Genomic DNA, 24,907 nt, shown 5'->3' on the forward strand with positions numbered 1-24,907 from the left:
TTGTTCACCGCCGGTTACGCCATCCCGCGCCCGGCGTCAGGAGTTCCCGTGTCCGCCGTTCACCCCCAAGAGGTCTTTGCCGTCTCAGCCTCAGCCGCCACGCCACCGAGCCCCGCCGACGTGGTGCTGGAGTTGCGCAACCTGACCAAGCACTACACCCGTCGCCGTGGCCAGAGCGCGCCGCCAGCGGTGCAGCAGGTCAGTCTGCAGGTGCGCCGTGGCGAAGTGCTGTGCCTGATGGGCACCTCCGGCAGCGGCAAGTCCACCTTGCTGCGGCATATCAACCGGTTGATCGAGCCCAGCAGCGGCGAAGTGCTGATCGACGGTTCGGCCATCAGCCAACTCTCGGCCCAGGAACTGCGTACCCTGCGTTCCCGGCGCATCGGCATGGTCTTCCAGCACTTCGGCCTGCTGCCCCATCGCAGCGTGCGCGACAACGTCGCCTTGCCCCTGGAACTGCGCGGCGAGCCCGAGGCCCTGCGTCACGCCGCAGCGGATGTGCAACTGCAGGCCATGGGCCTGGACGGCTGGGGCGAGCACTATCCCCATGAACTGTCCGGCGGCATGCAGCAGCGGGTCGGGCTGGCCCGGGCGCTGGTCAGCGAGCCGGACATCCTGCTGATGGACGAACCCTTCAGCGCCCTGGACCCGACCATTCGCCGCGACCTGCAAAGCCACTTTCTGCGGGTGGTACGCGAGCGCGGCATCACCACCTTGCTGGTGACCCACGACCCGGCCGAAGCCCTGCGCCTGGCGGACCGCATTGCCGTATTGCGCCACGGCCAGCTGATTCAACTGGGCACCCCCGCCGAACTGCTGGAGCAGCCGGCGGATGCCGAAGTGGCGGACTTCTTCCAGGAGCACGGTGCCCGCAGCGCTGCGCCTGCGGTGGCGGCGATTGCCCCGCACCCGCGCGCGACGACCCCGGCTCCGGCCCCGGTCAGCCCCGGGCTGTCCCTGGCCCAGGCCCTGCTGCTGGGGCCCGCGGCCCTGGCCGCCAGCGGTCGCGGTAGCCTGTACTGGCTGGGCTTTGCCCTGGAGCTGGGCGCCGCCGCAGCCTTGGGGCAGGGGCTGGCCACGGCCGGTTTCGCCTGGGTCGCCTTGGCGCTCATCGGCTTGCTGTCCAGCCGCCTGTTGAGTGTGACCCTGGCCCGCCGTCCCAGCCGCCTGGGCCGCTCCGGCTGGCGTCTGCCGTGGCTGGTGTTGCTGCTGTCCCAGGCCCTGGTGCTGTGGCGAGTACTGGCCGCCGATGCCTCGGGCCCCTGGCTGCAGTTTCCCGCCGACCGCCAAGTGCTGCTGGGCACCGCGGCGGCCATCGACCAGTTGATCGGCTGGTCCCAGGTCACCTTTGAAAGCAGCTTTGTCGGCGTGATAGTCGCCGTGCGCACGGTGATCGAAAGCATCGAAAGCCTGCTGGGCTGGCTGCCCTGGCCGGTGCCGGCCCTGGCCCTGGTGCTGCTGGCCTGGCGCAGCGCCGGCGCCGCCCTGGCCCTGACCAGCGCCGCGGCCTTGCTCTACATCGGCCTGTTCGGCTTCTGGGAACGGACCATTGCCACCCTGGCCCTGGTGGGTTCCTCGGTGCTGATCTCGCTGTTGATCGGCGTGCCCGCCGGCATCCTCCTGGCCAAGCGCGCCCTGGCCCGGCGCCTGATCACTCCCTTGCTGGACGTGATGCAGACCCTGCCGACCTTCGTGTACCTGATCCCGGCGGTGGCGTTCTTCTCGGTGGGCAAGACCCCGGCGGTGATCGCCACGGTGATCTTCGCCCTGGCGCCGATGATCCGCCTTACCGCCCTGGGGATTCAGGAAGTGCCCAAGACCGCCGTCGAAGCCGCCCTGGCCCACGGCGCCACGCCGTGGCAGATCCTGACCAAGGTCGAGCTGCCCCTGGCGGCCGGCTCGCTGCTGCTGGGGATCAACCAGACCCTGGTGATGAGCCTGTCGATGGTGGTGGTGGCGGCGCTGATCGGCGCCGGCGGCCTGGGCTACGACGTGATGACCGCGTTGCGCAACATCAAGGGCGGCGAGGGCATGTTGGCCGGCGTCGCGATCGTGTTCTGCGCGCTGATTCCCGATCGAATCATTCAAGCGACCCTGCGCCAGCGGGATCGCACATTGCATCAATCATGAGGTGTCCCTTGAACAAGTCGTTTACCCGTACCCTTGGCGCCGCTGCGCTGTTGTTGGGTCTGTCCCTGCCGGTGCTGGCCAAGGACAAGATCGTCATTGGCGAACAGAACTGGACCGGCGCCATCGCCATCCAGAACATCCTCGGCGAAGTGATCAAGAGCCGCCTCGACGGCGACGTTTCCTACCTCGCCGGTGACGTACCGGTGCTGTTTGCTGCTGCCGCCAAGGGCGACGGCTCGGTGGACGTGCTGACCGACATCTGGCTGCCCAACCAGTCCGCCGCCTGGGCCAAGTACGTCACCGGCGGCACCCGCTCCCTGGTGCCCAACAAGCAGCCGTACCTGGGGGTGCAAGGCTTCTACATCCCCGGCTACCTGCAAGATAAATACGGCGTGAAGTCGGTCTACGACCTGCAAAAGCCCGAAGTGGCGAAACTCTTCGAACCCCTGGGCGGCGGCAAGGCCCAACTGCTGGTGGGCCCGGCGGGCTGGGAGTCGACCTACATCGGCCAGATCAAGGCCAAGGATTTTGGCTTTGCCGATAAATTCGAATCGGTGTCCACCGAAGCCTCGGTGACCTACGCCAAGCTCGCCGCGGCCTACAAGGCCCAGCGCGGCGTGGTGTTCTACGCCTACACCCCGGACTGGATCTTCTCCGCCTTCGACCTGCGCCGCCTGGATGAACCGGCGTTCGACGGCTACGCCCAGGACAACAAGAAGGGCGACCCGCTGTACAAGTCCGACGGCTGCTGGAAATTCATCAGCCCCACGGTGGACGCCGACTGGCTGAGCAAGAGCAAGATCACCTGCGCCTACCCGGATGCCCGGGTGTATGTCCTGGCGTCCAGCGCTTTGCAAAAACGCGCACCACGGATCGCTGCGTTCCTGGAGAACTTCAGCATCGAACCCCAGGCCTTGAATGACCTGATTCTCAAGATCGAAAAGGAACAGCAACCGGCGGCGCAGGCGGCCAAGGAATGGGTCGCCGCGCACCCGCAGATCGTTGATGGCTGGCTGGGTGCCAGCGGTGAAAAAGTGGGAGTGGCGCAATGAGTGGGGCGCCGGTGAACAGCCTCGAACAGGCGACCTTCGGCGCCGGTTGCTTCTGGGGCGCGGAAGCCGCGTTCCGGGCGCTGCCGGGTGTCATCGACAGCCGCGTGGGCTACGCCGTGGAAGCGGCGGACGAAGCCTTGCAAATTGAAGTGGTGCAGGTGGATTTCGATCCGCAGGTGCTGGCGTATTCGACCCTGATCGAACACTTCTGGGGCCTGCACGATCCCACCTCGGTGGATCGCCAGGGCGAACATGGCGGGGTGAAATATCGCTCGGCGATCTTCCACACCACTGCCGAACAGGCCGAACAGGCGAGGGCGGCCAAGACCGCCCTGCAAGACTCCGGACGCCTCAACAAACCCGTGGCCACGGTGATCGTGCCCCTGGGCCGCTTCGAGTTGGCGGATGAAGCGCACCAGCGTTACCTGGAGAAGAATGGCCTGAGCACTTGCCATATCTAGAAGCTGCAAGCTGCAAGCCGCAAGCTTGGAGCTTAAGCTTCAGTTGCTGGCGGCTCTTCGTGGCGAGGGAGCTTGCTCCCGCTGGGCTGCGCAGCGGCCCCAAACCCTGATGACGCGGTGCATCAGGATGTATGGGGTTGAGGCCCAATCGGGAGCAAGCTCCCTCGCCACAGGTCCGCGAATAGGGTTGCTACGCGACCCGCCACTGAATCACTTCCAACACCGCGCAGCCTTCTCGTGTCAGCAGGTGCACGCCACGGGTGATGCGGGTCAGGTCGCAATCGCTGATGTCTTTCAGCCCCAGGGTGGAGAGGCTGTCCATCAGGTCGCGGACCACGGTGAAACGGTGAGCGGCGCTGCTGGCCAGGTCGCTCAAGGGGGCTTGGGTGTCGAGGTAGAACACCGGGTGTTCGCTGTCGTGGGTGTCGATGGGGGTGAAGCGAGGGAGGTGATGGTCAGTCATAGCTGCGGCTCCTTTTTCAGAGCAGTCACCTTTTTCGCCGATTGGGAGGAGTAGGGCGGTAGTACGCGGAAAGACTGGCCGGAGACAGGACAGCAGTGCACCAGAAGGTGTCCTGCGCATCACCGTCATGTCCCTCGATCACTGGCGCAAAAAGCGACTGCAATGATGGTTTGATAGTCGATGCGTTCCTATATTCGACCGGCCAAGGTCGCTCGCGGATTGGGTTGCGAGTGGGGACTATAGGAGCGACGTCATAGCGCTGTAACAGGGTGGTTGGGGAGATGTTTGAGCGCTTGTTTCGTGGTGTTGGTGGCTGGTTTTGCTGGGGGGCATATCCGTTGCTGCGGGTGTAGCGGCTGGCGGTTTTGTCTTTGTGGCGAGGTTGACGGGGTACATATTCGTTGCTGCGGTCATGGCCACTTAGGGTTTCGCCCTTACGGCGATTCCCTTTTGTCAAACGCCGGAGTGCCGGCCCAGCAAAAAGGAACCAAAAGGGCTTGCCCCTCCATACGGCCCCTCGCTGGGGCTCGGGGTTCCCTCGCTTCGGCATGGATGCCGAGCTGCCCCCTATGCAACGCCTACGCTCGGCCTGCTGGGAAGGGGCCGGAAGATCAAGATCAAGATCAAGATCAAAAGCCAAAGCCAAGGTGCGCAGGCCGGCTCCTTGTAGCCGCTGCCGAAGGCTGCGAACGAGCGCTCGCGCTCGCAAAACCAGGCGGCGCGATAGGTCAGGAATATCGGGGAGGCAGGTTTAGCGTCTCCTGCGGAGCCGGTCGCAGCCTGCGGCAGCGGCTACATTAACGCGAACGGCAATGAAACAGGCCGGCCGGTAGGCCGCCGTCAGATTTTGATCTTGCTGTTGATTTTGATCTTGATCTGAACGCCCCGTTAACCACGATGGCCGAACGCAGGCATTGAGCCGTGGGTAACCCGGCAGGGATGCCGGGTTAGCCGCCACCCGGCCAGGGATGGCCGGTGGCGGCGGCCCACGGATCAATGCCGGAGTTCGGGCATGCCGAGCCTAGGCGAGGCACCGAGTGGAGGGGCAGGAGCCTTTGGTTACTTTGGGCTTTTCAAAGTGACTCGCTGTAAGAGCGAAACCGCCAGTGGCCGTGACCGCAGCAACGGATATGTACCCAGAACTCGCGGTAAGGGCGAGTGACTTTGGCAAAGCCGGAATGCCGGTCCAGCTCAAAATAACCAAAGGGTTCCTGCCCCTGCATCCGGCGCCTCGCTCCGGCCTCCTGAAGGGAGAGCAAAGCCAAAGCCTGAACCCTCACCCTTTCAATCAAAACCCTCAAACGCCCTGCAAGACCCTCAACGCAGCCTGAGCCAAAAAGCCCGATCGGCTTTTCTGTTCCGGATGATGTTTCACATATTCATCAATTCGATTCAGCAAATAGCCCGGCAGCGTGATGTTGAGTTTTTCCGCCTTGCCCATGTAGCGAGTGATGTCGATATCAATCACGGCCCAAGTGCAGCCTTGATACTGGGGATTGGCGGCGTGGAGGGTCACTGTGCGTGCTGTGGGAATGGCTGCTCCTTCTTCGGCCAGTAATTCCAGGTGGCCTTCGATGGCTTCGCGGGCCATGGCCATGGCGTCGTCGAGGTCGTCGCCGGCAGAGAAGCAGCCAGGAATATCGGGTACTTCCACACCCCAGGCGTGTTGGTCGTCACCGGGGAGAATGGCAATGGGATAGAGCATGGACTGATCCTCCTTCGGACCTGGGAGCCTTGAGCCTGGGTGGTTAGAGCCGGGCTTGTTTCAATATGCTGCTTACCGTTTTGACCAGTAGATCTTTTTTGGGATGGGGAATGGTGACCAGGCCTGGCTTGGTTGGGTGTTTGAAGTGGTGGTGACTGCCCTTGACCCTGACCAGATACCAACCATCTGCTTCGATCTGGGCGATGAGTTGCCGGATGTTCACATCACTTTCAACTCCCTGTCGTGGTGGTGGGTATGATAACTACTTTTTTCCGCTCAACACGATCAGCAACGGTTGGCGACTCATAGGGCGAGGCGGCAAACCTCAAGCTTTTAGCTTGCCGCTTGCCGCTACAAACTTGCCGCTGACTCTCCTCCGCCTAACGCCACCACCAACCCCACACTGGCCTGCAACTCCCGGGTCTGCAGCGCCTGCAACCCCCGTTGTGCCTGCAAGGCTGCAGTCTGCGCTGTCACCACATCCAGGTAACTCACCGCCCCGGCCTGATAGCTGTTCATGGCCAAGGTCTGGGTATGCAGCGCCGCATTCACCGCTGCCTGCTGATCCAGCGCTTCCTGGCGCAAGTCCCGCAACTGCCCGAGGTTGTCCTCCACCTCGCGCACCGCTCGCAGCACTTGCCCACGGTAATGGGCGGCGGCTTCTTCGAACTCGGCATGGGCCTGACGCTCATTGGCGCTCAGCCGCCCACCATCAAAGATCGGCAGGTTCATCAGGGGGCCCAGGGCCCAATAGCGATTGCCCGCCGCCAGCAGGTTGCCCACGCCCTGGGTCTGCCCGCCGAGCATGCCGGTCAGGCTGAAATCCGGGTACCAGGCGGCGCGGGCGATGCCGATGCCGGCATTGGCGGCGTACACCCGGCGTTCGGCGGCGGCAATGTCGGGTCGGCGTTGCAGCAGGGTGCTGGGCAGTTGCTGGGGAATACTCGGCAGGCTCAGCAGCCGCGAAGAGGGCGCCAGGCTGAAGCGGCTGGCCGGTTCCCCCACCAGTTCGCCAATCGCATGTTCGGTGAGGTTGCGCTGGGCGCGCACTTCGTCCAGTTCAGCCTCGGCGCTGGCCAGTTGGCTCTGGGCCCGGGTCAGGTCCAGTTCCGAGGCGATCTGCCCCTGATAGCGGTCGCGGGTCAGTTGCAGGGCCTGGGCGTAATCCTCCAGGGAACGGCTGAGGATCCGGCTCTGGGCATCCAGGCCGTTGAGTTGCACATACAGGCTCGCCAGCTGTTTTTGCAGGCTCAGGCGCGCCGCCGCCAGGTCGTCGCCGGAGGCCTGGGCCTGGGCATCACCAGCCACCGCTTGATTGCGGATTCGGCCCCAGAGGTCGAGGTCGAAGCTCAGGGCAAAACCGGCGCTGTTGCTGTTGTAGATCGACGGTTGCGTGCTGCCGCGCAGGGGGCGGCTGTCCGACTGGCGCTGGCGCAATGGCTGGGCGCTGGCGCTGATCTGCGGGAACAGCCCGGCATGCAGTTGGCTGGCGTAGGCCTGGGCGCCGTCGTAGTGGGCCAGAGCCGCGGCCAGATCCGGGTTGGCTCGGAGCAGGCGTTGTTGCAGGTCATCCAGCTGCGGGTCCTGGTACAGCCGCCACCAGTGCTCGGCGAGGCTCTGGGGCGCGGCGGCCGGGTGCCAGGGGCCGTCGCTGCTCTGTTCGCGGTAGTGCGCCGGCAGGTCGATGGCCGGCACTTGGTAATGGGGCGCCAGGGAGCAGCCGTGCAGGGCCAGCACCAGCAGGGCGGCGAGGGGCTTAAGCCTTGGGCGCATGCTCACCTCCTGCGTCGGCCAGTTGCACCAGGTCACCTTCGCGCAGGGCGTCCGGCGGGTTGTCGATGACGTGATCCGTGGCTTGCAGGCCCTGGTCGATCACCAGTCGCTCGCCCAGGTCCAGGCCAATATGGATGCTGCGCAGGTGCACACGCTTGGCACTGTCGATCACCGCCACTTGGGTGCCCTGGGCACGGAAGATCAGCGCGCTGGCGGGGATGCTCACGCCGTGGGTGTCGGCAGGGATCGCCAGGGTGGCTTCGGCATAGTCGCCGGGCAGCAATGCGCCGTCGGGGTTGGCGGCGACGAACTGCGCCAGCAGGGTGCCGGAGCGCGGGTCGATGGCGGTGGAGTCGCCCACCAGTTGCGCGCTGAAGTGCTGGCCCGGGTGCTCGGGCACGGTCAGTTGCGCTTGCAGGCCGGGGCGGATCACGCTGGCGTAGTTCTGCGGAATCGGCACGTATAGCCGTAGTTTGTGGGTGTCCGCCAGGTCGAACAGCTCCGGGTCGCTGTCGTTGTCGGCCTTGATCAACTGGCCGATGTCGGTGTGGCGAGCGGTGATGGTGCCGGCGAAGGGCGCGCGAATGGTCTTGTAGTCTTCCAGCGCCGTGAGCCGTGCGTAGTCGGCGGCGGCTGCCTCGGCATTGGCCTTGGCCGCGGCGGCGTTGGAGCTTTTTTCATCGGCCTCCTGGCGCGAAACCGAGTGGCTGGCCAAAAGGTGCTGCCAGCGCTCGGCGGTGGTCTGCGCCAGCCTTGCATTGGCCTGCTGCTGGATCATCCGCGCCCGGGCCTGGGCCACTTGCTGGTCCAGGTCGGGGCTGTCGATATGGGCCAGTACCTGCCCGGCGGCCACCTTGGCGCCGATGTCCTGGCTCCAGTCCTTGAGGTAGCCGCTGACCCGGGCGTGGATCGGCGCCTTGCTCCAGGCTTCCAGGTGCGCCGGCAGGCGCAGGGTGTCGCCCAGCAGGTTGTGCTGCGGCTGGAACACCAGCACGTGCGGCACGGCGGCGGTTTCGGTCCAGGCGACCACCGCCCGTTCATGCCGGGTGCGCGCCGCCAGGCCGCTGGCGACCAGCAGCGCGGCCAGGCTCAGGCCGCCGATGCCCAGGAGCATCAGGCGTTTGCGCGAAGGGGTGTGATCAGGCGACATGGGTGTTTTCTCCAACGACAGCGGATTGGGGGTGACGGCCGTGGACCAGGCTGAAGACCACGGGGACAAAGATCAGGGTGGCGACGGTGGCGAGCAGCAGCCCGCCGATCACCGCGCGGCCCAGGGGCGCGTTCTGTTCCTCGGACAGGGCCAGGGGCAGCATGCCGATGATCATCGCCAGGGCGGTCATGCACACCGGGCGAAAGCGTGTGTAGCCGGCTTCCAGGGCGGCCTTGAGGGCGTCGCCATGTGCCGCCAGGCGCTCGCGGCAGAAGCTCACCACCAGGATCGAGTTGGCGGTGGCCACCCCCATGCACAGGATGGCCCCGGTCAGCGCCGGCACCGACAGCGAGGTGCCGCTCAGGAACAGCATCCAGACGATCCCGGCCAGGGCCGCCGGCAGGGCGGTGATGATCACGAACGGATCGACCCAGGACTGGAAGTTGACCACGATCAGCAGGTAGATCAGCACCACCGCCCCGAGCAGGCCCAGGCTCAGGCCGCTGAAGGCTTCGTGCAGGGCGTCAATCTGCCCGTGCAGGCTGACCGTGGCGCCCTTGGGCCGCAGGGCCGCGGCGTCGTCCAGGACCTTTTGCATGTCGTGGGCCACGGCGCCGAGGTCGCGCCCCTGCACGTTGGCGTACAGGTCCAGGGTGGGCTGGATGTTGTAGTGGCTGACCACCGCCGGGCTTTCTACGCGGGAGATGTCCGCCAGCCCGCCGAGGATCTGCGACTGGCCGTTGCTGCCGGTGACCGGCAGCGCCTCCAGGGCCGGCAGGCTGTCCAGGCGGTACTGCGGGGTGGCGGCGACGATGGAGTAGGACACGCCGTTCTTCGGGTTGAGCCAGAAGGTCGGCGCCACCTGGGAGCTGCCGGCGAGCGAGGCCACCATGCTGTTGGTCACGTCGCGCTCGGTGATGCCCAGGCCGTTGGCCCGCAGGCGGTCGACCTTGACCTGCAAGGACGGGTAGCCGGTGGACTGCTGGATGCGCAGGTCGGCAATGCCCGGCACATGCTGCAGGCGCCGTTGCAGTTCCAGGGCGAAGGCGCGGTTGGCTTCGGCGTTGGGCCCGGAGACTTTCACGTCCAGCGGGGCCGGGGCGCCGAAGTTGAGGATCTGGCTGCTGATGTCCGCTGGCAGGAAGGCGAACTGACTGCCGGGGAAGCTTTCCGGCAGTGCTTCGCGCAGCTGTTTCACGTAGTCGGCGCTGGGCGCGTGGCCGGGCTTGAGGGTGACCTGGATATCACCGTCCTGGGGGCCGATGGTGCCGCTGTTGCTGTAGGCCATGTCGATGCCGCTCAGGGGGATGCCGATGTTGTCGATGATGCTGTCCAGTTGCTCGGCCGGGATCACTTCGCGAATCCGCGCTTCGATGCGGTCGAAGGCCGCCGCGCTTTCCTCGATCCGCGTGCCCAGGGGCAGGCGCACGTGCAGGGCCAGGGCCCCGGCGTCGGTGGCGGGGAAGAAGTCCTGGCCCAGGCTCGGCAGCAGGGCGAAGGAGGCCAGCACGCAGGCCAGGAAGCCGAGGATGAAGGTCTTGCGCCGACCCAGGGCCAGGTGCAGCAGGCCGTGGTAGGTGTCGCGCACGTTGGAGAAGCGCGCCTCGAAACCCTGCTGCAAGGCCAGCAGCCCGCGCACCAGGGCGCTGCGCGGCTTGGCGTGCTGTTCGCCTTCGTGGTGGTTGATGAAGGCGTCTTCCGGGTGATGCCCGGGCCCGGCTTCCGGCGCGTGGGGCTTGAGCAGGTACAGGGCCAGTGTGGGCACCAGGGTCCGCGAGAGGATGAACGAGCTGGCCATGGCGAAGATCACCGCCAGGGCCATGGGCCGGAACAGGTAACCGGCGATGCCCTGCAGCAGGAACATCGGCACGAAGACGATGCAGATGCACAGCAGCGAGACGAAGGCCGGGCCGACGATCTGCTTGGCGCCGTCAAGGATCGCTTGCTTCACCGCCTTGCCCTGTTCCAGGTGCCAGTTGATGTTCTCGATGGTCACCGTGGCGTCGTCCACCAGAATCCCCACCGCCAGGGCCAGGCCGCCCAGGGTCATGACGTTGAGGGTCTGGCCGCTGAGCGCCAGCAGGGCAATCGCGGAAAGCACCGCCAGGGGAATCGAGGCGGCGATGATCAATGTCGAGCGCCAGCTACCGAGGAACAGCAGGATCATCGCGCTGGTCAGCAGGGCGGCGATGATGCCTTCCCGGGCCACGCTGCCCACCGATTGCTTGACGAACACCGAGGCGTCCCCCAGCAGCGAAGTCTTCAGCGCCGGCGGCAGGGTTTCGTTGATCCGCGGCAGCATCTGGCGGATGCCGTCGACGATCGACAGGGTGGAGATGTTGCCGTTCTTCAGGGCCGGCATCAGCACCGCGCGACGCCCGTCGACCCGCACGATATTGGTCTGCGGCGGCGAGCCGTCGCGCACGTGGGCCACCTGGCCGATGGTGATCAGCGCACCGTCCACGGTCTTGATCGGCAGGTCGTTGAGCTCGTCGATGGCGGTCGGGCTGTTGTTCAGCAGCACTGTGTATTCATCGCCGCCGAGCTTGGCGGTGCCCACCGGGATGATCTGGTTCTGCGCCGCCAGGGCATTGCCCACGTCCTGGGCCGACAGGCCCTTGGCGGCCAGGGCTTGCGGGTCCAGGTCGAGGGTGATCTGGCGCTGCTTGCCGCCCATGGGCGTGGGCATGGCCAGCCCCGGCAGCGAGCTCAGGGGCAGGCGGATGTTGTTCTGCACCAGGTCGCGGATCTTCGCCTCCGACAGGGTCGGGCTGGAGAAGGCCAGCTGCAGGATCGGCACCGTCGAGGCGCTGTAGTTGAGGATCAGCGGCGGGGTGATGCCCGGCGGCATCTGCTTGAGCACGGTTTGTGACACCGCGGTCACCTGGGCGTTGGCGGTGCGGATATCGACCCCGGGCTGGAAGAATATCTTGACGATGCCCATGCCCGGCAGCGACTGCGATTCGATGTGCTCGATGTCATTGACCGTGGTGCTCAGGGAGCGCTCGTAGGTGTAGATCACCCGGCCGGCCATGGCGTCCGGCGACAGGCCGTTGTACTGCCAGACCACCGCCACCACCGGGATGCCGATATCCGGAAACACGTCGGTGGGGGTACGCAGGGCCGCCAGGGGCCCGATGATGCAGATGAATATCGCCAGCACGATGAACGTGTAGGGCTTGAGCAGTGCGGTCTTGACCAGCCCGAGCATGCCGAAAACCTCCGAGGGAGTGGGGTTGCAAACCTCGGCAGCCTGCAGCGACCCACCTAACACGCGGCTTTCAGCCAGGTGAAGGAAGTTTTAGGTAAGGCCTGAAATTCCTTTCACTGGGATTCATTTGTACTCGCACCGACACCTCGACACCCTTGATGGGCATCGACGCAGCCGATTGTCCTGGACTGGCGTCGCACTCATTTCTGTCATTGGCGAGGTACGTTTTCATGACACTCAAACCGCTGTTGCTGATTCCCGCCCTGGGGCTTGCCTGCTTGCTCAGCGCCTGCGCCGGGCCGATGCCCCAGCCCGACCCCAGCCAGGCCTGGATTGGCCTGCAGGAAGAGGCGCCCAACGACCTGATGGCCGAACGGGTGGATGGGCAGAAGGTCGACGATGGGCGTTATTTTGAGGTCAAGCCCGGCGCCCATCGCCTGGACGTGACCCTGTTTGAAGAGAGCGTCGGCGACTCCAATCAGCAAGACTGCAATGGCCATATCAGCTACAGCGGCTTCAAGGCCGGTGAGCATTACAAACTGGTGGAGTCGAGCCTGGGGACCGAGGTGTCGGTTCGCTTGTATGACGCCAAGGGCAAGCAGGTGGCCAGCACCCACGGCTTTGCCTGCATGCCAGGCTGACGGGGCTGTTTGCGTCACTGAAACAAGGACGTTTCGCTCAAGCTAAAGAGACGGGGCCGACTATAGCGGCACGGTGAGCCGGGTGATGATGGAGGCCTTTATCCAGGCAACCGGGCGTTCGTCATGAAGCAAGAGGCGCAAGCGGCCGTCACCTCCACCGAGGTGGCATTCAATGAAGTGGCACGAATGATCACCGCCGCACGGCAGCGGGCGGTGCGGGCGGTGAACACTGAACTGGTGGAACTGTACTGGCAGGTCGGGGCCTATATCAGCCGCAAGCTCGAGGCGGCGGAATGGGGCGATGGCGTGGTCCAGCAATTGGCGGATTACCTGGCGCGGCAGCAGCCGGGGCTGCGGGGGTTTACCCGGGCCAACCTGTTTCGCATGCGCCAGTTTTATGAGACCTATCGCGGTGACGAGAAAGTCGCACCACTGGTGCGACAATTGTCCTGGAGTCACCATCTGGTGGTGATGGGGCAGAGCAAAGGATCAAGTGAACGTGAGTTCTACCTGCGCTTGGCAGTCCAGGAGCAATGGTCACGCAGAGAACTGGAACGACAGATCAAGTCCGCCCTGTTCGAACGCACGCTGACCCGCCCGGCAAGCGCCACGGCCACCTTGAAACAGGCCCGTCCCGAGGCCCTGAAGGTCTTCAAGGATGCCTACATGGTGGAGTTTCTCGGCCTGGCCCAGGGGCATGATGAAGCCGATCTGCACCAGGGGCTGGTGCGCCAGCTCAAGGATTTTCTGATCGAGATGGGGCGCGACTTCTGCTTTGTCGCTTCGGGCTACCCCTTGCAGGTCGGCGGGCGCGATTTTGCCCTGGATCTGCTGCTGTTCCATCGTGGGTTGAATTGCCTGGTGGCCGTTGAACTCAAGGTCGGGCGCTTCGAACCGGAGTACCTGGGCAAGCTGGACTTCTACCTGGAGGCCCTGGACCGCCAGGTGCGCAAACCCCATGAGAACCCGGCGCTGGGCGTGTTGCTCTGTGCCAGCAAGCATGACGAGGTGGTGGAATATGCCCTCAACCGTTCACTGTCGCCGGCGTTGATCGCCGAGTACCGGACCCAACTGCCGGACAAGAAGCTGCTGCAGGCCAAGCTGCAGGAGTTTTATGCCCTGGACACGCAGGCGCGGTGAGTCGAACGGCCATTGTGTCCGGGGTTCTGCACCGCCTTGCTGAGTCCTATGCGCACCCTGGCGCCGACCTCCGGTTCATTCCGGCTCACTGCCGAACCAGTCGGCCAGGCGGGCGCTGGCTTGTTCCCGGACCTCGGCGTTGATATGCGCAGCTACAGCCACCACTGAACCGGCCAGCAGTCCGAGGTCATCGGTGTATCCGGCCCCGGGGAGCAGGTCGGGGACCATGTCCAGCGGCAGTATGAAGTAACCCAGCGCGGCGTAGATGGTGGTCTTGGCCCAGATCGGGGTTTGTGGTCGTTGCGCGGCGTAGTAGAGCCACAGGGCTTTTTGGATCAAGGTCCGGCCGATGCGCGAGGCGTAGCGGCCGATCTTGCGCCAGAGACAGAGTTCAAGGGATTGGGTGGTGGACATGGCGTACTCCTGGGAGATACAGGTCCAGGCCATCGTCGCCGCCCGCGCCCCTGACCGGCAGAGGCCAATATTTCCCTGGCCGTTTCCCAGGCAGGAGCAGGCTCGCCGACGAAGAGGCCGGTGACGGCGTCATCAATCCTCTGTCAGGTCAGCGGTGCCAGCGAGAGCCTGCGCTGGCAAGGCCGTTCCTGTGCAGGGGTGGTGTATGCGTGGGTGTGCGCTTCAGCCGCGTTGGCGGGCCTCCAGGCGCTGGAACAGCAACATGCCCAGGAGCATCGCCAGGACGAACACCCAGGCTTGCCAGTGCCCGCCCGGCAACAGCACCAGGGCCGGTCCCGGGCAGATTCCGGCGATGCCCCAGCCGATGCCGAACAGCAGGCTGCCGCCGATCAGGCGCCGATCGACACTGCGCTTGGCGGGAATCTGCATGGGGGCCCCGAGCAGCGAGCGCGAGTGGCCCATGGCCCAATGGAAGGGCCACCAGGCCGCCGCGATGGCGCCGAGCATCACCAGCGCCAGGGACGGGTCCCAGGTGCCGGCCAGATCGAGAAAGCCCAGGACCTTGGCCGGGTTGGCCATACCCGCCAGCAACAGGCCGATGCCGAACAGCAGGCCGGCGACAAAAGCGCTGAGTTTTCTCATGGCAGCAGCCCCAGTCCGTGGCGCAGCACCCAGACCGTGGCGAAGCCGGTGCCCATGAAGCACAGGGTGGCGATGATCGAGCGTGGCGACAGCCGGGAAATACCGCAGACCCCGTGGCCGCTGGTGCAACCGGCGCCATAGCGGGTACCGATGCCCACCAGCAGGCCGGCGCTGATCAGGCCGAGTAGCCCGCCCTGGAACTCGGCGACGGGCAGGGTGTGAAACAGGCCCCACAGCAGCGGCGCCAGCAGCAGCCCGAGGATGAACAGGGCTTTCTCGCCCCAGCCGTCGCTGCCCGGTTGCAGCAGGCTGCCGAGCAGGCCGCTGATTCCGGCGATGCGCCCGTTGGCGACGATCAACAGCCCGGCCGCCAGGCCGATCAACGCGCCCCCGGCCAGGGCCGAGCCTGGGGTGAAATGTGCGGCGTCAAAGAGCATATCGATTTCCTCTGCATGGCCCTTGCTGGTGCAGGGGCCGGTCATGGCTCAGGCATTTCCGCCGCGCAACCGCAGCGTCGGTGCGCACGCCTGCGCTGGCAAGCCAGTGCCCATGGGGGATCTGTACCCACTGTTGCAGGAGCCGGCTTGCCGGCGAAAGGGCCTCAATGGGACAGCCAACCCAGGGCCCCGCCCGCCAGCAGCAGCGCTGCCAGCATGCCGGTGATGGCAAACAGTTGTTGCAGGCGCGGGCCGGCCAGGTGGCTGGCCACTTGTCGTCCCAGTACCAGCCCCACCACCGCGCCCAGGGCAAAGGGCGCACCCACGGCCCAGTGCATCACGCCGCTGAGGCTGGCGGTCACCACGCTGCCCAGGGACACCAGGGCAATCACCGCCAAAGAGGTGGCGACGATGCTCTTGCTGTCCAGGTTGGTGTAGCGGCTCAGGGCCGGGATGATCACGAAGCCGCCGCCGACACCGAGCAACCCCGACAGCAGGCCCGAGAGCATGCCGGTGAAGGTCAGTGCCCGGGCGCAGGGCAGGGTCCAGCGCAAACGGCCCTGGGCCGGGTTGAGCACGCAGGGCAGGAACGCCGGACGCGCCGCCGCCCGGCCCTGTTTCAATTCCAGGCTGGCCTTGCGCAGGATGCGTCCGCAGGCGTACAGCAGCACCAGGGAAAACAGCAGGGCCAGGGGCAGGTTGGGCAGGCGGTGGGCCAGCCACAGCCCCAGCGGCGCCATGAGAATACCGATGCTGGCGACAAACCCCGCCGCACGGTAGCGCACGATGCCCTGGCGCAGGCCCAGCACCGCGCCGACGCTGGCGGCCAGACCCACCGCCAGCAGGCCGATAGGGGCGGCCTCGACCATGCTCAAGCCCAGGCCGAACACCAGCAGTGGCACCGCGAGGATGCCGCCGCCGGCTCCGGTCAGCGCCAGGATCGCGCCAATGACCGCCCCCAGCCCAGCGCCCAAAAGACTGTGTTCACTCATGTCTTCGGGGTGTCCGTGGCCAGGGTCGGTTGTGCCAGCCATTCATGGCCCTTGAGCATGCCGCGCCAGTACAGCGGCGGCAGGATTCGTTCCTTCAGCCACCAGGCGCGACGGGTCGGTTGGCGGCCGTCCAGCAGCCAGCGCGGGAAGCTCGGCGCCAGCTTGCCGCCGTAAGTGAATTCGGCGAGGACGATCTTGCCCCGTTCCACGGTCAGTGGGCAGGAGCCGTAGCCGTCGTACTCGGCCAGCCGGGTCAGGCGCTTGAGGGCCACCAGTACGTTGTTGGCCACCACCGGCGCCTGCTTGCGTGCCGCCGCGGCGGTCTTGGCATTGCTGGTGTTGGTGGCATCGCCCAGGCCGTGGACATTGATGAAGCGCTTGTGGCGCAGGCTATGGGGATCGACATCGACCCAGCCAGCGGCGTCGGCCAGGGGGCTGTGGCGGATAAAGTCCGGGGCGCATTGTGGCGGCACCACGTGCAGCAGGTCGAAGGCGCGCTCCAGGGTTTCCTGGCGGCCGTCGGCCAGGGTGCGCACGAAGGTTGCGCGCTGGGCCGGGCCGTTCACCGCCACCAGGTTGTGGCCGAAATCCAGTTCGATGCCGTACTTCTTCACGTATTCCATCAGCGCCGGCACATAGTCCGCCACGCCGAACAGCACGCCGCCGGCATTCAGGAAGCGCGGTTTGATCGACCCCAGGCGGCCGTTGCGCCGCCAGTGGTCGCAGGACAGGTACAGGGCTTTCTGCGGCGCCCCGGCGCACTTGATCGGCATTGGTGGCTGGCTGAACAGCGCCTCGCCCTGTTGCAGCTGCTGCACCTGTTGCCAGGTGTAGGGCGCCAGGTCGTAGCGGTAGTTGGAGGTCACGCCGTGGTTGCCCAGGGCCTGGGGCAGGCCGTCGATGGCCGCCCAGTCGAGCTTGAGCCCGGGGCACACCACCAGTTGGTCGTAGCCCAGCACGCGGCCGTCGTCCAGCACCAGGGCATTGTTGTCGGGTTCGAACAGGCTGACGGCGTGCTGCAGCCACTTGACGCCCTTGGGCATCAGCGCGGCCATGCTGCGTTCGGTGGACTGGGCGCTGAACACCCCGGCGCCCACCAGGGTCCAACCGGGTTGGTAGTAGTGGCTGCTGGCCGGGTCGATGATCGCCACGTCCAGGTGTGGATCGCGGGACATGAGGCTGGCGGCGACGGCAATGCCAGCGGCACCGCCACCGACGATCAGCACCTGATGGCTGCCGTCGACGGCGCGCAGGGCCGGGTTGAAGGGACGCATGGCAAGTTCTCCGTGTGGAGTCGTTAGTCGTTATAGGGTGTTCAGGGGAATCTTCAGGTAGCTCACGCCGTTGTTTTCGGGCTCGGGGAAGTGCCCGCTGCGCATGTTGACCTGCACCGAAGGCAGGATCAGCACCGGCATGTCCAGGGTTGCGTCGCGGGCTTCGCGCATCTTCACGAAGCTGTCTTCGTCGACGCCCTGATGGATGTGAATGTTGTTGGCGCGTTGTTCGGCAACGGTGGTCATGTACTGCAGTTCGCGACCGTTGGGCAGGTAGTCGTGGCACATGAACAGCCGGGTTTGCGGGGGCAGGGCGAGGATCTTGCCGATGGAGCGGTACAGGGTCCGCGCATCGGCCCCGGGGAAGTCGCAGCGGGCGGTGCCGTAGTCGGGCATGAACAGGGTGTCGCCGACAAAGGCCACGCACTCATCGCCCACTTGCACCAGGTAGGTCATGCAGGCCGGGGTATGCCCCGGGGTATGCAGGGCCCGGGCGCCGAGGCCGCCGATGGCGAACTCGGCGCCGTCTTCAAGCAGCACGTCGAACTGGCTGCCATCCCGGGCAAAGGCCGGGGCTTCGTTGAACAGCGCACCGAAGACTTTCTGCACCCGGGTGATCTGATTGCCGATGGCCACTTGGGCCCCCAGCTGGTCCTTGAGGTAGGCGGCAGCGGACAGGTGGTCGGCGTGCACGTGGGTTTCCAGAATCCAGTCGACCCGGGCCTCCAGCTCGCGCACCCGGGCGATCAGGCGGTCGGCGGACTCGGTGCGGGTGCGGCCGGATTTCGGGTCATAGTCCAGCACGCTGTCGATCAGCGCGCAGCGGCGGCTGGCCTGGTCCATCACCAGGTAGCTGATGGTCCAGGTGTGAGGGTCGAAAAAGGCTTCTACACGCAGCGTGTCGCTGATGATCATGGGGCACTCCAGGCAATGAAGGTGAGGGCAGTCTGCGCTGTCGCTCGTCCCTTGGACTGTCAATAAACGTGCCAACCTCAAACACCCGGATTGGCCACCTGTTCATTGAAGTAGAAGGCCGCAGGGGCTGCCATCAGGCGTTTTTCGAGGCAACTGCCAGCGTCATTTGGCAGTGACATGGCAGTTTGTGGCAGAAAATGGCAGAAGGCCGCGGCGTGCTTTAAGCTGCCGCCACTGCCTCGGAGTTGCCCCATGTCCCTGATCGCCACCGACCGTGCCCAGCCGTCCATGTCTGCCCTGGTGTCCTACCTCGAACACGACCCGCAACCGACCATCGTGCTCGACACCGACTACAACATCATCGCCGCCAACACCGCCTACCAGCGCCAGTTCGGCGTGGCCGGCAAGCCCCATGTGGGCGCCAAGTGCTATCGCGTGTCTCACCAGTTCGCCGTGCCCTGCGACCAGGCCGGGGAGCATTGCCCGATGCGCAAGGCCCATGACAGCCGGGTGCCGGAGCGCATGCTGCACATTCATCACACACCTCGCGGCCCCGAGCATGTGGATGTGGAGCTGCGGCCGATCATTGGCGAGGCCGGCACCGTGGTGGCCTATGTCGAACGCCTGAGCTCAGTGGCGGTGGCGTCGGTGCAGCCCCAGCAGAAGGGCCTGGTGGGGCGCTCGCCAGCCTTCAACGAAGCGCTGAGCGCCCTGCAGCGGGCAGCTCCGGCGCCGATTCCGGTGCTGCTGCAGGGTGAGTCCGGCACCGGCAAGGAACTCTTTGCCCGCGCCCTGCACGATGGCAGCCCCCGGGCCAGTGGGCCGCTGGTGGTGGTGGACTGCACCGGGCTCACCGAAACCCTGCTGGAAAGCGAACTGTTCGGCTATGAAAAGGGCGCCTTTACCGGCGCCCTGCAACGCAAGATCGGCCTGGCGGAAGCGGCCCACGGCGGCACCCTGTTTCTCGACGAAATCGGCGAGGTGCCCCTGGCCATGCAGGTCAAGCTGCTGCGCCTGATCGAGTCCGGCAGCTTCCGTCCGGTGGGCAGCCTGCGCACCGTGCACTCGGATTTTCGCCTGGTGGCGGCGACCCACAAGCCGCTCAAGGAAATGGTCGCCGCTGGCACCTTTCGCCAGGACCTGTACTACCGCATCAGCGCCTTCCCGATCCGCCTGCCGGCCCTGCGCGAACGCAGCGACGACCTGCCGCTGCTGATCGACAGCCTGCTGCGCCGCCTCGATCCCGGTGTGGTGCCGCGGGTCGATCCCCAGGCCCTGGAACAACTGCGGCTGTACACCTACCCGGGCAATATCCGCGAGCTGCGCAACATCCTCGAACGGGCGCGGTTGTTCAGTGATGACGGGGTGATCCGCCCGCAGGACCTGCCGGCAGAACTGCGCAGCCCACAGGCACCGGTCCCGGTGACCCGCCGTCGCGCCGGCAAGGACCTGGAGCAACTGGCCCATGCCCTGGAAGTCTTCGACGGCTCGCGCAGCGAACTGGCCAAGACCCTGGGCCTGAGCGAGCGAACCCTGTACCGACGCCTCAAGGCCCTGGGCCTGTAGCCGCCGGGTGGACGGCCGCAGCCGGGTTCAAGCCTCGGCCGGTGGCCGGGCCAGCGGCAGGTCGCAGGCCATCACCCACATGCCGATCTGTTCCAGGTCGGTGCTGAAGGGCACTTCACCGATCTGCCGCAGCCCGGCGCTTTCATAAAAGCGCCGGGCGCCGCTGTTGCTCTTGAGCACGTCCAGCCACAGGCAGGATTCCCCGGCGGCGCTGGCCCGTTGCAACACGTGTTCGAGCAGGCGCCGGCCATGGCCCTGGCCGGCCTGGGACTTGAGCAGGTAGATCTTCTGCAGTTCGGCCCCGAGCCGGCCGCTGCCCGGCGTCGGGCGGGCCCAGTTGAGCTTGGCAAAGCCGATGGGTTGGTGCTGCGGGTCCAGGGCCAGTAACCACAGGTGCCGGTCCCGGGCCGCTACGGACGCTTCGAGGTTGGCGGGGGAGAAGTCCTGGTCGAGAAACTGCTGCATGCCGTCAGTCGTCCAGATCGCCGCGAAGTGTTCGCGGTAGGTGGCGCAGCCTATGGCCTGCAGGGCATCGATATCGCGGCTGTCGGCTTCACGGATGGTGATCATGCTTCACTCCTTGAGGGCGGTCGGACCAGGCGCAGCAGCTTAACCCTTGGCGCGAGGTGGCTCCAGTGCGCAGCGGCGGAGGTGCAGGGCACGATGGCGAGCGGCCGTGGTCGTAGTGTTCAGCCCCTTTTTTGCGGCGCGCAGCCTGTCCGCTGTGGCGCCGGTTCTGACTGGAGATGCCATGAGCCAGGCCGTACTTGCTACCGAAACCAATCGCCGCCAGTTGCAGCAGATCATCGCCGGTCTGTCCGACGGGGTGATCCTGATCGAAACCGACCAGGCCCGCAGCCTGCTCTGGGCCAATGAGGCGGCGCTGGCCATGCATGGAGTGAGCGAGGTCGGCGAGCTGGGGGCCAATGTCCGTGAGTACGCCCGGCGCTATGCCTTGCGCTATCGCAACAATCACCCCCTGGCCCTGGAGGCCTATCCCATCAATCGGGTGGCCGCCGGGGAAACCTTCAGCGACGTGGTGGTCGAGGTACAGGCCGAGATCGACGGCGAACCCCGGCACTGGGTGCACCGGGTGCGCAGCATGATCCTCACCGATCGCAGCGGCGCGCCGGAATCCCTGGTGCTGATCCTCAGCGATGCCAGCGATTGGGCCGGCGCCGAGCAGCGCTTCGAGAAGACCTTCAACGCCAACCCGGCGCCAGCGGTGATCTGCCGCCTCAGCGACTTGCGCTACATCAAGGTCAACCAGGGCTTCCTGGAAATGACCGGCTATGCCCGGGACCAGGTGATCGGCCGTTCGGTGTACGAGCTGGATGTGCTGGAGGACGCCGAGCACAAGGACCTGGCCATCGAGCGCCTGGGCCAGGGCGCGACCATCCCGCAGATGCAGGCCGAGCTGCGCCTGCCCGACGGCGGCAGCAAGCTGGTGATCGTCGCGGGCCAGCCCCTGGACATCAACGACGAGGACTGCATGCTGTTTTCCTTCATGGACCTGGAGCCGCGGCGCAGGATCGAGATTGCCCTGCGCCAGAGCGAGGAGCGTTTTGCCAAGTCGTTTCGCCTGACCCCGGTGCCGACCCTGGTGTGCAGCGCCGAGCAGCAGATCGTCGATGTCAACGAGGCCTTTCTCAATACCTGCGGCTACAGCAGCGAAGAACTGCTGGGCAAGAACGTCGAGGCCATCGGCTTCATCGCCGAAGCCGCGGCGGCCAGCCAACTGTTCAGTCAACTGGAGAAGGTCGGCAACGTCGATGGCCTGGACCTCAAGGTGCGCCAGAAGAACGCCGGGCTGATCGATTGCGTGGCCTACGCCGACACCGTGCTCATCCAGGACAGCCCCTGTTACCTGCTGGTGCTGATGGACATCACCGAGCGCAAGCGCTCCGAACTGGAGCTGGTGGGCGCCATCGAGGAAGTGATGCGCGACGCCTCCTGGTTCAGCCGAACCCTGATCGAAAAGCTGGCCAACGTGAGAAGCCCCAAGGCCCGGGACACGCCTGGGGTGTCCTCTGCCGACCTGACGGCCCGCGAGCGGGAAGTGCTGGGGTTGATCTATCAGGGATTGGCAGACAAAGAGATTGCCGCCCAGTTGAGGCTGGCGCCCAACACCGTGCGCAACCACGTCGCCACCCTGTATTCCAAGCTCGGAGTGCACAGCCGGGGCGAAGCCATCGTCTGGGCCCGGGAGCGCGGGCTGTTCGTCGGCACGGTCGGCAGTCGGGGACGCTGAACTGGTGCATATGCACCAGGGCAACCCGTGCAAATGCGCCTTCTTTGCGTGGTGGGTGTTTTCTACCCTTGGAGCCGCCACAGGTCCGGTCAATGGGGCTGTGGCAGAGCACAACCACAGCACAAGGACAGCCCGCATGGGTGATGAACAGAGCAAGGGCACCGTGACCGATCAGGCACCGGCGGTGCTCACCCAGGCCCAATGGCGCGCCTGTATCGAACAGCGCCTGGCGCCCCTGGCCTGCAGTTTCAGCCATGCCGGCGACGGCACCCTGACCCTGCGGGTGTTCGAGCCCGACAGCGGTCGGGTCGATCTGGTGGTCAGCGGGTTGCGCATCAAGTCCCAGCAGAGCGAGGCCGACGTATTGCGGCTCATCGACGAGTTGCTCTACGAGCTGGACAGCAACTCCCTGGGCCACCTGTAGCCGCTGCCGAAGGCTGCGAACGCTTTGGGCGGCACTCTGCCTCAGGAGACGCGGGGAGTTGAAGCCCGCTGGAGGTTCGTCGGGAAATCGCCAGGCAAGGTCCTGCGGACCTTTTCGCAGCTTCGCGGGCTCAGCAGCGGCTACAGGGATGGGGCGGGTCAGTGGTCGGCGATCAGGCTTGGCCGGCAATCCAGGCTCAGGCGCGCGCCGCCGTGTTCGCTGCTGCCCACTTCGAGCTTGAAGCCGTGCAGGCTGACAATCGCCGCGACAATCGACAGGCCCAGGCCAAAGCCGCCCTGGGCGTTGCTTTCGTCGACCCGGTAGAAGCGCCGGAACACCGCCGCCCGTTCCGCCGGGGGAATGCCGGGGCCTGAGTCCAGCACTTCCAGACGCGGGCTGCCGCCGTCGTCGAGGCCGCGCAGTATCACTTCGCCGCCCGGCGGGGTGAACTTGATCGAGTTGCTCAGCAGGTTGGCCAGGGCCTCGAACAGCAGGGCGCGGTCGCCGATCAGCCGGGGCAGGCTGGCCGGCACGTCGAGCTGCAGGGTCAGGCGGCCTTCCTCGGCCAGGGGCAGGTAGAAGTCGTACAGCTCTTGAAGCAGCGGCAGCGGATCGAGTTCGAGGAAGCCCGAACGCCGTTGCTGGTCCTCCAGTTCGGAGATGCGCAGCAATCCGCGAAAGCGCGCCATCAAGGTGTCGGCCTCGGCCAGCAGCTGGTCCATCTGCAGGGCCTGGGGCGAACCTTCCTCGGCCTGTTGCTGCAGACGATAGAGCTGGGCCCGCAGGCGGGTCAGCGGGGTGCGCAGGTCGTGGGCGATGTTGTCGCACACGCCCTTGACCTCGTGCATCAGCCGCTCGATGCGTTCGAGCATGGCGTTGACGATAGCCGCCAGCATGTCCAGCTCGTCACGCCGGTCCGACAGCGGCAGGCGCCGGGTCAGGTCGCCGGCGACGATGGCTTCGGCGCTGGCCTGGATCTGGCGGATGCGCCGCAGCGGCCGGCGGCGCAGCAGATGCCAGCCGGCGACCCCGGGAATGATGGTCAGGGAAATGCCCCACAGCAGCGCGTGGAGAATGATCCGGGTCACCGCGAACAGCGAGCCGTTGTCGCGCACCAGCACCAGCCAGCGGCCGTCCCGGGTGTGGGTGGCCACGGCGTCGCAGCTGTCCCGGGGCAGGCTGGTGTCGTCGGAGTCGATGCAGCTCTTCAGCTCGTGGATCTGGCCGTCCAGGGGCAGGTCCTCGGGGATCTGCCGGATCGGCCCGCTCAAGGGCCGGCGCTGCTCGTCGAACAGGCCGTAGGCGTCGATGGCGCGCATGTCGAAGGTCATGCTGGTGGCCAGGGCCTCCACCAACTGCTCGCCTTCGAAGCGGGCGAACAGGTGCTGGCGCTGCATCAGCGAGTGTTTGGCCAGGCTGTCCAGGTAGGTGGAGACTTCGTAGTACAGCACCCCCATGAGGATGCAGCTCCAGGCCACGAACAGCGTGCTGTACAGCGCCAGCAGGCGACTGCTGGAGGAGCGCCAGCCTTTAGAGGGGTTCAGCAATGACATAGCCCGAGCCTCGCACGGTGCGGATCAACGGGGTCATGCCGGGCGGGTCGATCTTCTTGCGCAGGCGGCCGATGTGCACGTCGATCAGGTTGGTTCCCGGGTCGAAGTGATAACCCCAGACCTCTTCGAAGATCATCATCCGCGAGAGGATCTGCCCGGTGTTGCGCATGAGGAATTCCAGCAGCTTGTATTCGGTGGGCAGCAGGCTCAGCAACTGGTCGGCGCGGGTCGCCTCGCGGCTGATCAGGTTCAGCTCCAAGTCGGCCACCCGCAGGCTGGTGGCGAAGTCCTTGACCGTGTTCTTGCGCCGCAGCAGCACCTCGACCCGGGCCGCCATCTCGTCGGAGGCGAAGGGCTTGGTCAGGTAGTCGTCGCCGCCGGCCCGCAGGCCGCGCACCCGTTCGTCGACGTCGGAGAGGGCGCTGATCATCAGGATCGGCGTCGACACACCAATGGTGCGCAGGGTGGTGACGATGGCCAGGCCGTCCAGCTCCGGCAGCATGCGGTCCAGGGTGATCAGGTCGTAGTCGCCGCTCACGGCGCGTACCAGGCCTTCACGGCCATTGTCCACCCAGTCCACGTCGAGGCCGTGGCTGCTCAGTTCGGCGACGATCTCCCGGGCCGTCACGGCGTCGTCTTCGATGGTCAGAATGCGGGTCATAGGCGTTACCTGCTTGGCGGTTCGTGACACAGGCGGGCATTTTGCCAAGAAA

Annotated in this window: 23 protein-coding genes; 8 read left to right on the forward strand and 15 right to left on the reverse strand. The window is 65.9% G+C overall.

Annotated elements, in window-relative coordinates:
* Nucleotides 1-48 precede the first annotated feature (48 nt).
* From Q8O96_RS04770 to msrA, 3 genes are read left to right on the forward strand one after another with little or no spacing between them, the layout of a single operon-like run.
* Nucleotides 49-2,130: an ATP-binding cassette domain-containing protein gene (locus Q8O96_RS04770; RefSeq protein ID WP_305948455.1), complete on the forward strand. Its 2,082-nt coding sequence runs from the start codon at nucleotides 49-51 to the stop codon at nucleotides 2,128-2,130.
* Nucleotides 2,127-3,182 (forward strand): glycine betaine ABC transporter substrate-binding protein, encoded by a 1,056-nt coding sequence (locus Q8O96_RS04775; protein WP_305948456.1) that lies wholly within the window; start codon nucleotides 2,127-2,129, stop codon nucleotides 3,180-3,182. Before Q8O96_RS04770 ends, Q8O96_RS04775 begins: the two co-directional genes overlap by 4 nt.
* A complete protein-coding gene (gene msrA / locus Q8O96_RS04780; RefSeq protein WP_371826156.1) occupies nucleotides 3,179-3,643 on the forward strand; it encodes a peptide-methionine (S)-S-oxide reductase MsrA in 465 nt (154 codons plus the stop codon). The genes Q8O96_RS04775 and msrA overlap by 4 nt, the downstream gene beginning before the upstream one ends.
* A 190-nt stretch (nucleotides 3,644-3,833) precedes the next feature.
* Here msrA and Q8O96_RS04785 read toward each other — a convergent pair whose 3' ends face one another.
* The 6 genes from Q8O96_RS04785 to Q8O96_RS04810 form a co-directional block, all read right to left on the reverse strand.
* Nucleotides 3,834-4,106 (reverse strand): hypothetical protein, encoded by a 273-nt coding sequence (locus Q8O96_RS04785; RefSeq protein WP_102864417.1) that lies wholly within the window; start codon nucleotides 4,104-4,106, stop codon nucleotides 3,834-3,836.
* 1,297 nt (nucleotides 4,107-5,403) lie between these two features.
* Nucleotides 5,404-5,811, reverse strand: a complete 408-nt coding sequence (locus Q8O96_RS04790; protein ID WP_102864418.1) for a type II toxin-antitoxin system HicB family antitoxin — start codon at nucleotides 5,809-5,811, stop codon at nucleotides 5,404-5,406.
* A 43-nt stretch (nucleotides 5,812-5,854) separates the two neighbouring features.
* On the reverse strand, nucleotides 5,855-6,034 hold the full coding sequence (locus Q8O96_RS04795; RefSeq protein WP_102864419.1) for a type II toxin-antitoxin system HicA family toxin: 180 nt from the start codon (nucleotides 6,032-6,034) through the stop codon (nucleotides 5,855-5,857).
* 128 nt (nucleotides 6,035-6,162) lie between these two features.
* Entirely contained in the window at nucleotides 6,163-7,584 is a 1,422-nt protein-coding gene (locus Q8O96_RS04800; protein ID WP_305948457.1) for an efflux transporter outer membrane subunit, read from the reverse strand.
* A complete protein-coding gene (locus tag Q8O96_RS04805) occupies nucleotides 7,568-8,734 on the reverse strand; it encodes an efflux RND transporter periplasmic adaptor subunit (RefSeq protein ID WP_305948458.1) in 1,167 nt (388 codons plus the stop codon). Before Q8O96_RS04805 ends, Q8O96_RS04800 begins: the two co-directional genes overlap by 17 nt.
* Complete coding sequence (locus Q8O96_RS04810; protein WP_305948459.1) at nucleotides 8,724-11,945, reverse strand: efflux RND transporter permease subunit; 3,222 nt, start codon at nucleotides 11,943-11,945, stop codon at nucleotides 8,724-8,726. The genes Q8O96_RS04805 and Q8O96_RS04810 overlap by 11 nt, the downstream gene beginning before the upstream one ends.
* 230 nt (nucleotides 11,946-12,175) lie before the next feature.
* Here Q8O96_RS04810 and Q8O96_RS04815 point away from each other — a divergent pair, with 230 nt between their 5' ends.
* Together Q8O96_RS04815 and Q8O96_RS04820 are read left to right on the forward strand one after the other, a co-directional pair.
* A complete protein-coding gene (locus tag Q8O96_RS04815) occupies nucleotides 12,176-12,586 on the forward strand; it encodes a hypothetical protein (RefSeq protein WP_102864423.1) in 411 nt (136 codons plus the stop codon).
* 123 nt (nucleotides 12,587-12,709) lie between these two features.
* Entirely contained in the window at nucleotides 12,710-13,726 is a 1,017-nt protein-coding gene (locus Q8O96_RS04820; RefSeq protein WP_305948460.1) for a YhcG family protein, read from the forward strand.
* A gap of 75 nt (nucleotides 13,727-13,801) precedes the next feature.
* Here Q8O96_RS04820 and Q8O96_RS04825 read toward each other — a convergent pair whose 3' ends face one another.
* From Q8O96_RS04825 to Q8O96_RS04850, 6 genes are all read right to left on the reverse strand, one after another.
* Nucleotides 13,802-14,140, reverse strand: coding sequence for a YkvA family protein (locus tag Q8O96_RS04825; protein WP_102864425.1), 339 nt, complete (start codon nucleotides 14,138-14,140; stop codon nucleotides 13,802-13,804).
* Nucleotides 14,141-14,362: 222 nt separating this feature from the next.
* Nucleotides 14,363-14,782, reverse strand: a complete 420-nt coding sequence (locus Q8O96_RS04830; RefSeq protein ID WP_207815215.1) for a DUF6691 family protein — start codon at nucleotides 14,780-14,782, stop codon at nucleotides 14,363-14,365.
* On the reverse strand, nucleotides 14,779-15,219 hold the full coding sequence (locus Q8O96_RS04835) for a YeeE/YedE family protein (protein ID WP_102864592.1): 441 nt from the start codon (nucleotides 15,217-15,219) through the stop codon (nucleotides 14,779-14,781). The genes Q8O96_RS04830 and Q8O96_RS04835 overlap by 4 nt, the downstream gene beginning before the upstream one ends.
* Nucleotides 15,220-15,383: 164 nt before the next feature.
* Nucleotides 15,384-16,211 carry a sulfite exporter TauE/SafE family protein gene (locus Q8O96_RS04840; RefSeq protein ID WP_102864427.1) on the reverse strand — a complete coding sequence of 276 codons (828 nt, stop codon included), beginning with the start codon at nucleotides 16,209-16,211 and terminating at the stop codon, nucleotides 15,384-15,386.
* On the reverse strand, nucleotides 16,208-17,485 hold the full coding sequence (locus Q8O96_RS04845) for an FAD/NAD(P)-binding oxidoreductase (RefSeq protein WP_305948461.1): 1,278 nt from the start codon (nucleotides 17,483-17,485) through the stop codon (nucleotides 16,208-16,210). The genes Q8O96_RS04840 and Q8O96_RS04845 overlap by 4 nt, the downstream gene beginning before the upstream one ends.
* Nucleotides 17,486-17,515: 30 nt before the next feature.
* A complete protein-coding gene (locus tag Q8O96_RS04850; RefSeq protein ID WP_305948462.1) occupies nucleotides 17,516-18,400 on the reverse strand; it encodes an MBL fold metallo-hydrolase in 885 nt (294 codons plus the stop codon).
* A gap of 252 nt (nucleotides 18,401-18,652) precedes the next feature.
* On the opposite strand from Q8O96_RS04850, the gene Q8O96_RS04855 reads away from it, so the two are divergent.
* A complete protein-coding gene (locus Q8O96_RS04855; RefSeq protein WP_110597261.1) occupies nucleotides 18,653-19,966 on the forward strand; it encodes a sigma-54-dependent Fis family transcriptional regulator in 1,314 nt (437 codons plus the stop codon).
* Between the two features lie 27 nt (nucleotides 19,967-19,993).
* On the opposite strand, the gene Q8O96_RS04860 is transcribed toward Q8O96_RS04855, so the two are convergent.
* Nucleotides 19,994-20,536 carry a GNAT family N-acetyltransferase gene (locus tag Q8O96_RS04860; protein WP_102864431.1) on the reverse strand — a complete coding sequence of 181 codons (543 nt, stop codon included), beginning with the start codon at nucleotides 20,534-20,536 and terminating at the stop codon, nucleotides 19,994-19,996.
* 181 nt (nucleotides 20,537-20,717) lie between these two features.
* Between Q8O96_RS04860 and Q8O96_RS04865 the strand changes: the two genes are divergently transcribed.
* Both Q8O96_RS04865 and Q8O96_RS04870 read left to right on the forward strand, forming a co-directional pair.
* Entirely contained in the window at nucleotides 20,718-22,217 is a 1,500-nt protein-coding gene (locus tag Q8O96_RS04865; RefSeq protein ID WP_305948463.1) for a helix-turn-helix transcriptional regulator, read from the forward strand.
* A 136-nt stretch (nucleotides 22,218-22,353) separates the two neighbouring features.
* Nucleotides 22,354-22,641: a DUF1652 domain-containing protein gene (locus Q8O96_RS04870; RefSeq protein ID WP_305948464.1), complete on the forward strand. Its 288-nt coding sequence runs from the start codon at nucleotides 22,354-22,356 to the stop codon at nucleotides 22,639-22,641.
* Between the two features lie 158 nt (nucleotides 22,642-22,799).
* Here Q8O96_RS04870 and Q8O96_RS04875 read toward each other — a convergent pair whose 3' ends face one another.
* Nucleotides 22,800-24,194 carry a HAMP domain-containing sensor histidine kinase gene (locus tag Q8O96_RS04875; protein WP_305948465.1) on the reverse strand — a complete coding sequence of 465 codons (1,395 nt, stop codon included), beginning with the start codon at nucleotides 24,192-24,194 and terminating at the stop codon, nucleotides 22,800-22,802.
* Nucleotides 24,172-24,855, reverse strand: coding sequence for a response regulator transcription factor (locus tag Q8O96_RS04880; protein WP_060838882.1), 684 nt, complete (start codon nucleotides 24,853-24,855; stop codon nucleotides 24,172-24,174). The genes Q8O96_RS04875 and Q8O96_RS04880 overlap by 23 nt, the downstream gene beginning before the upstream one ends.
* Nucleotides 24,856-24,907 lie beyond the last annotated feature (52 nt).

It is taken from the genome of Pseudomonas sp. LPH60, assembly GCF_030718165.1.
Lineage (GTDB): Bacteria > Pseudomonadota > Gammaproteobacteria > Pseudomonadales > Pseudomonadaceae > Aquipseudomonas > Aquipseudomonas danubii.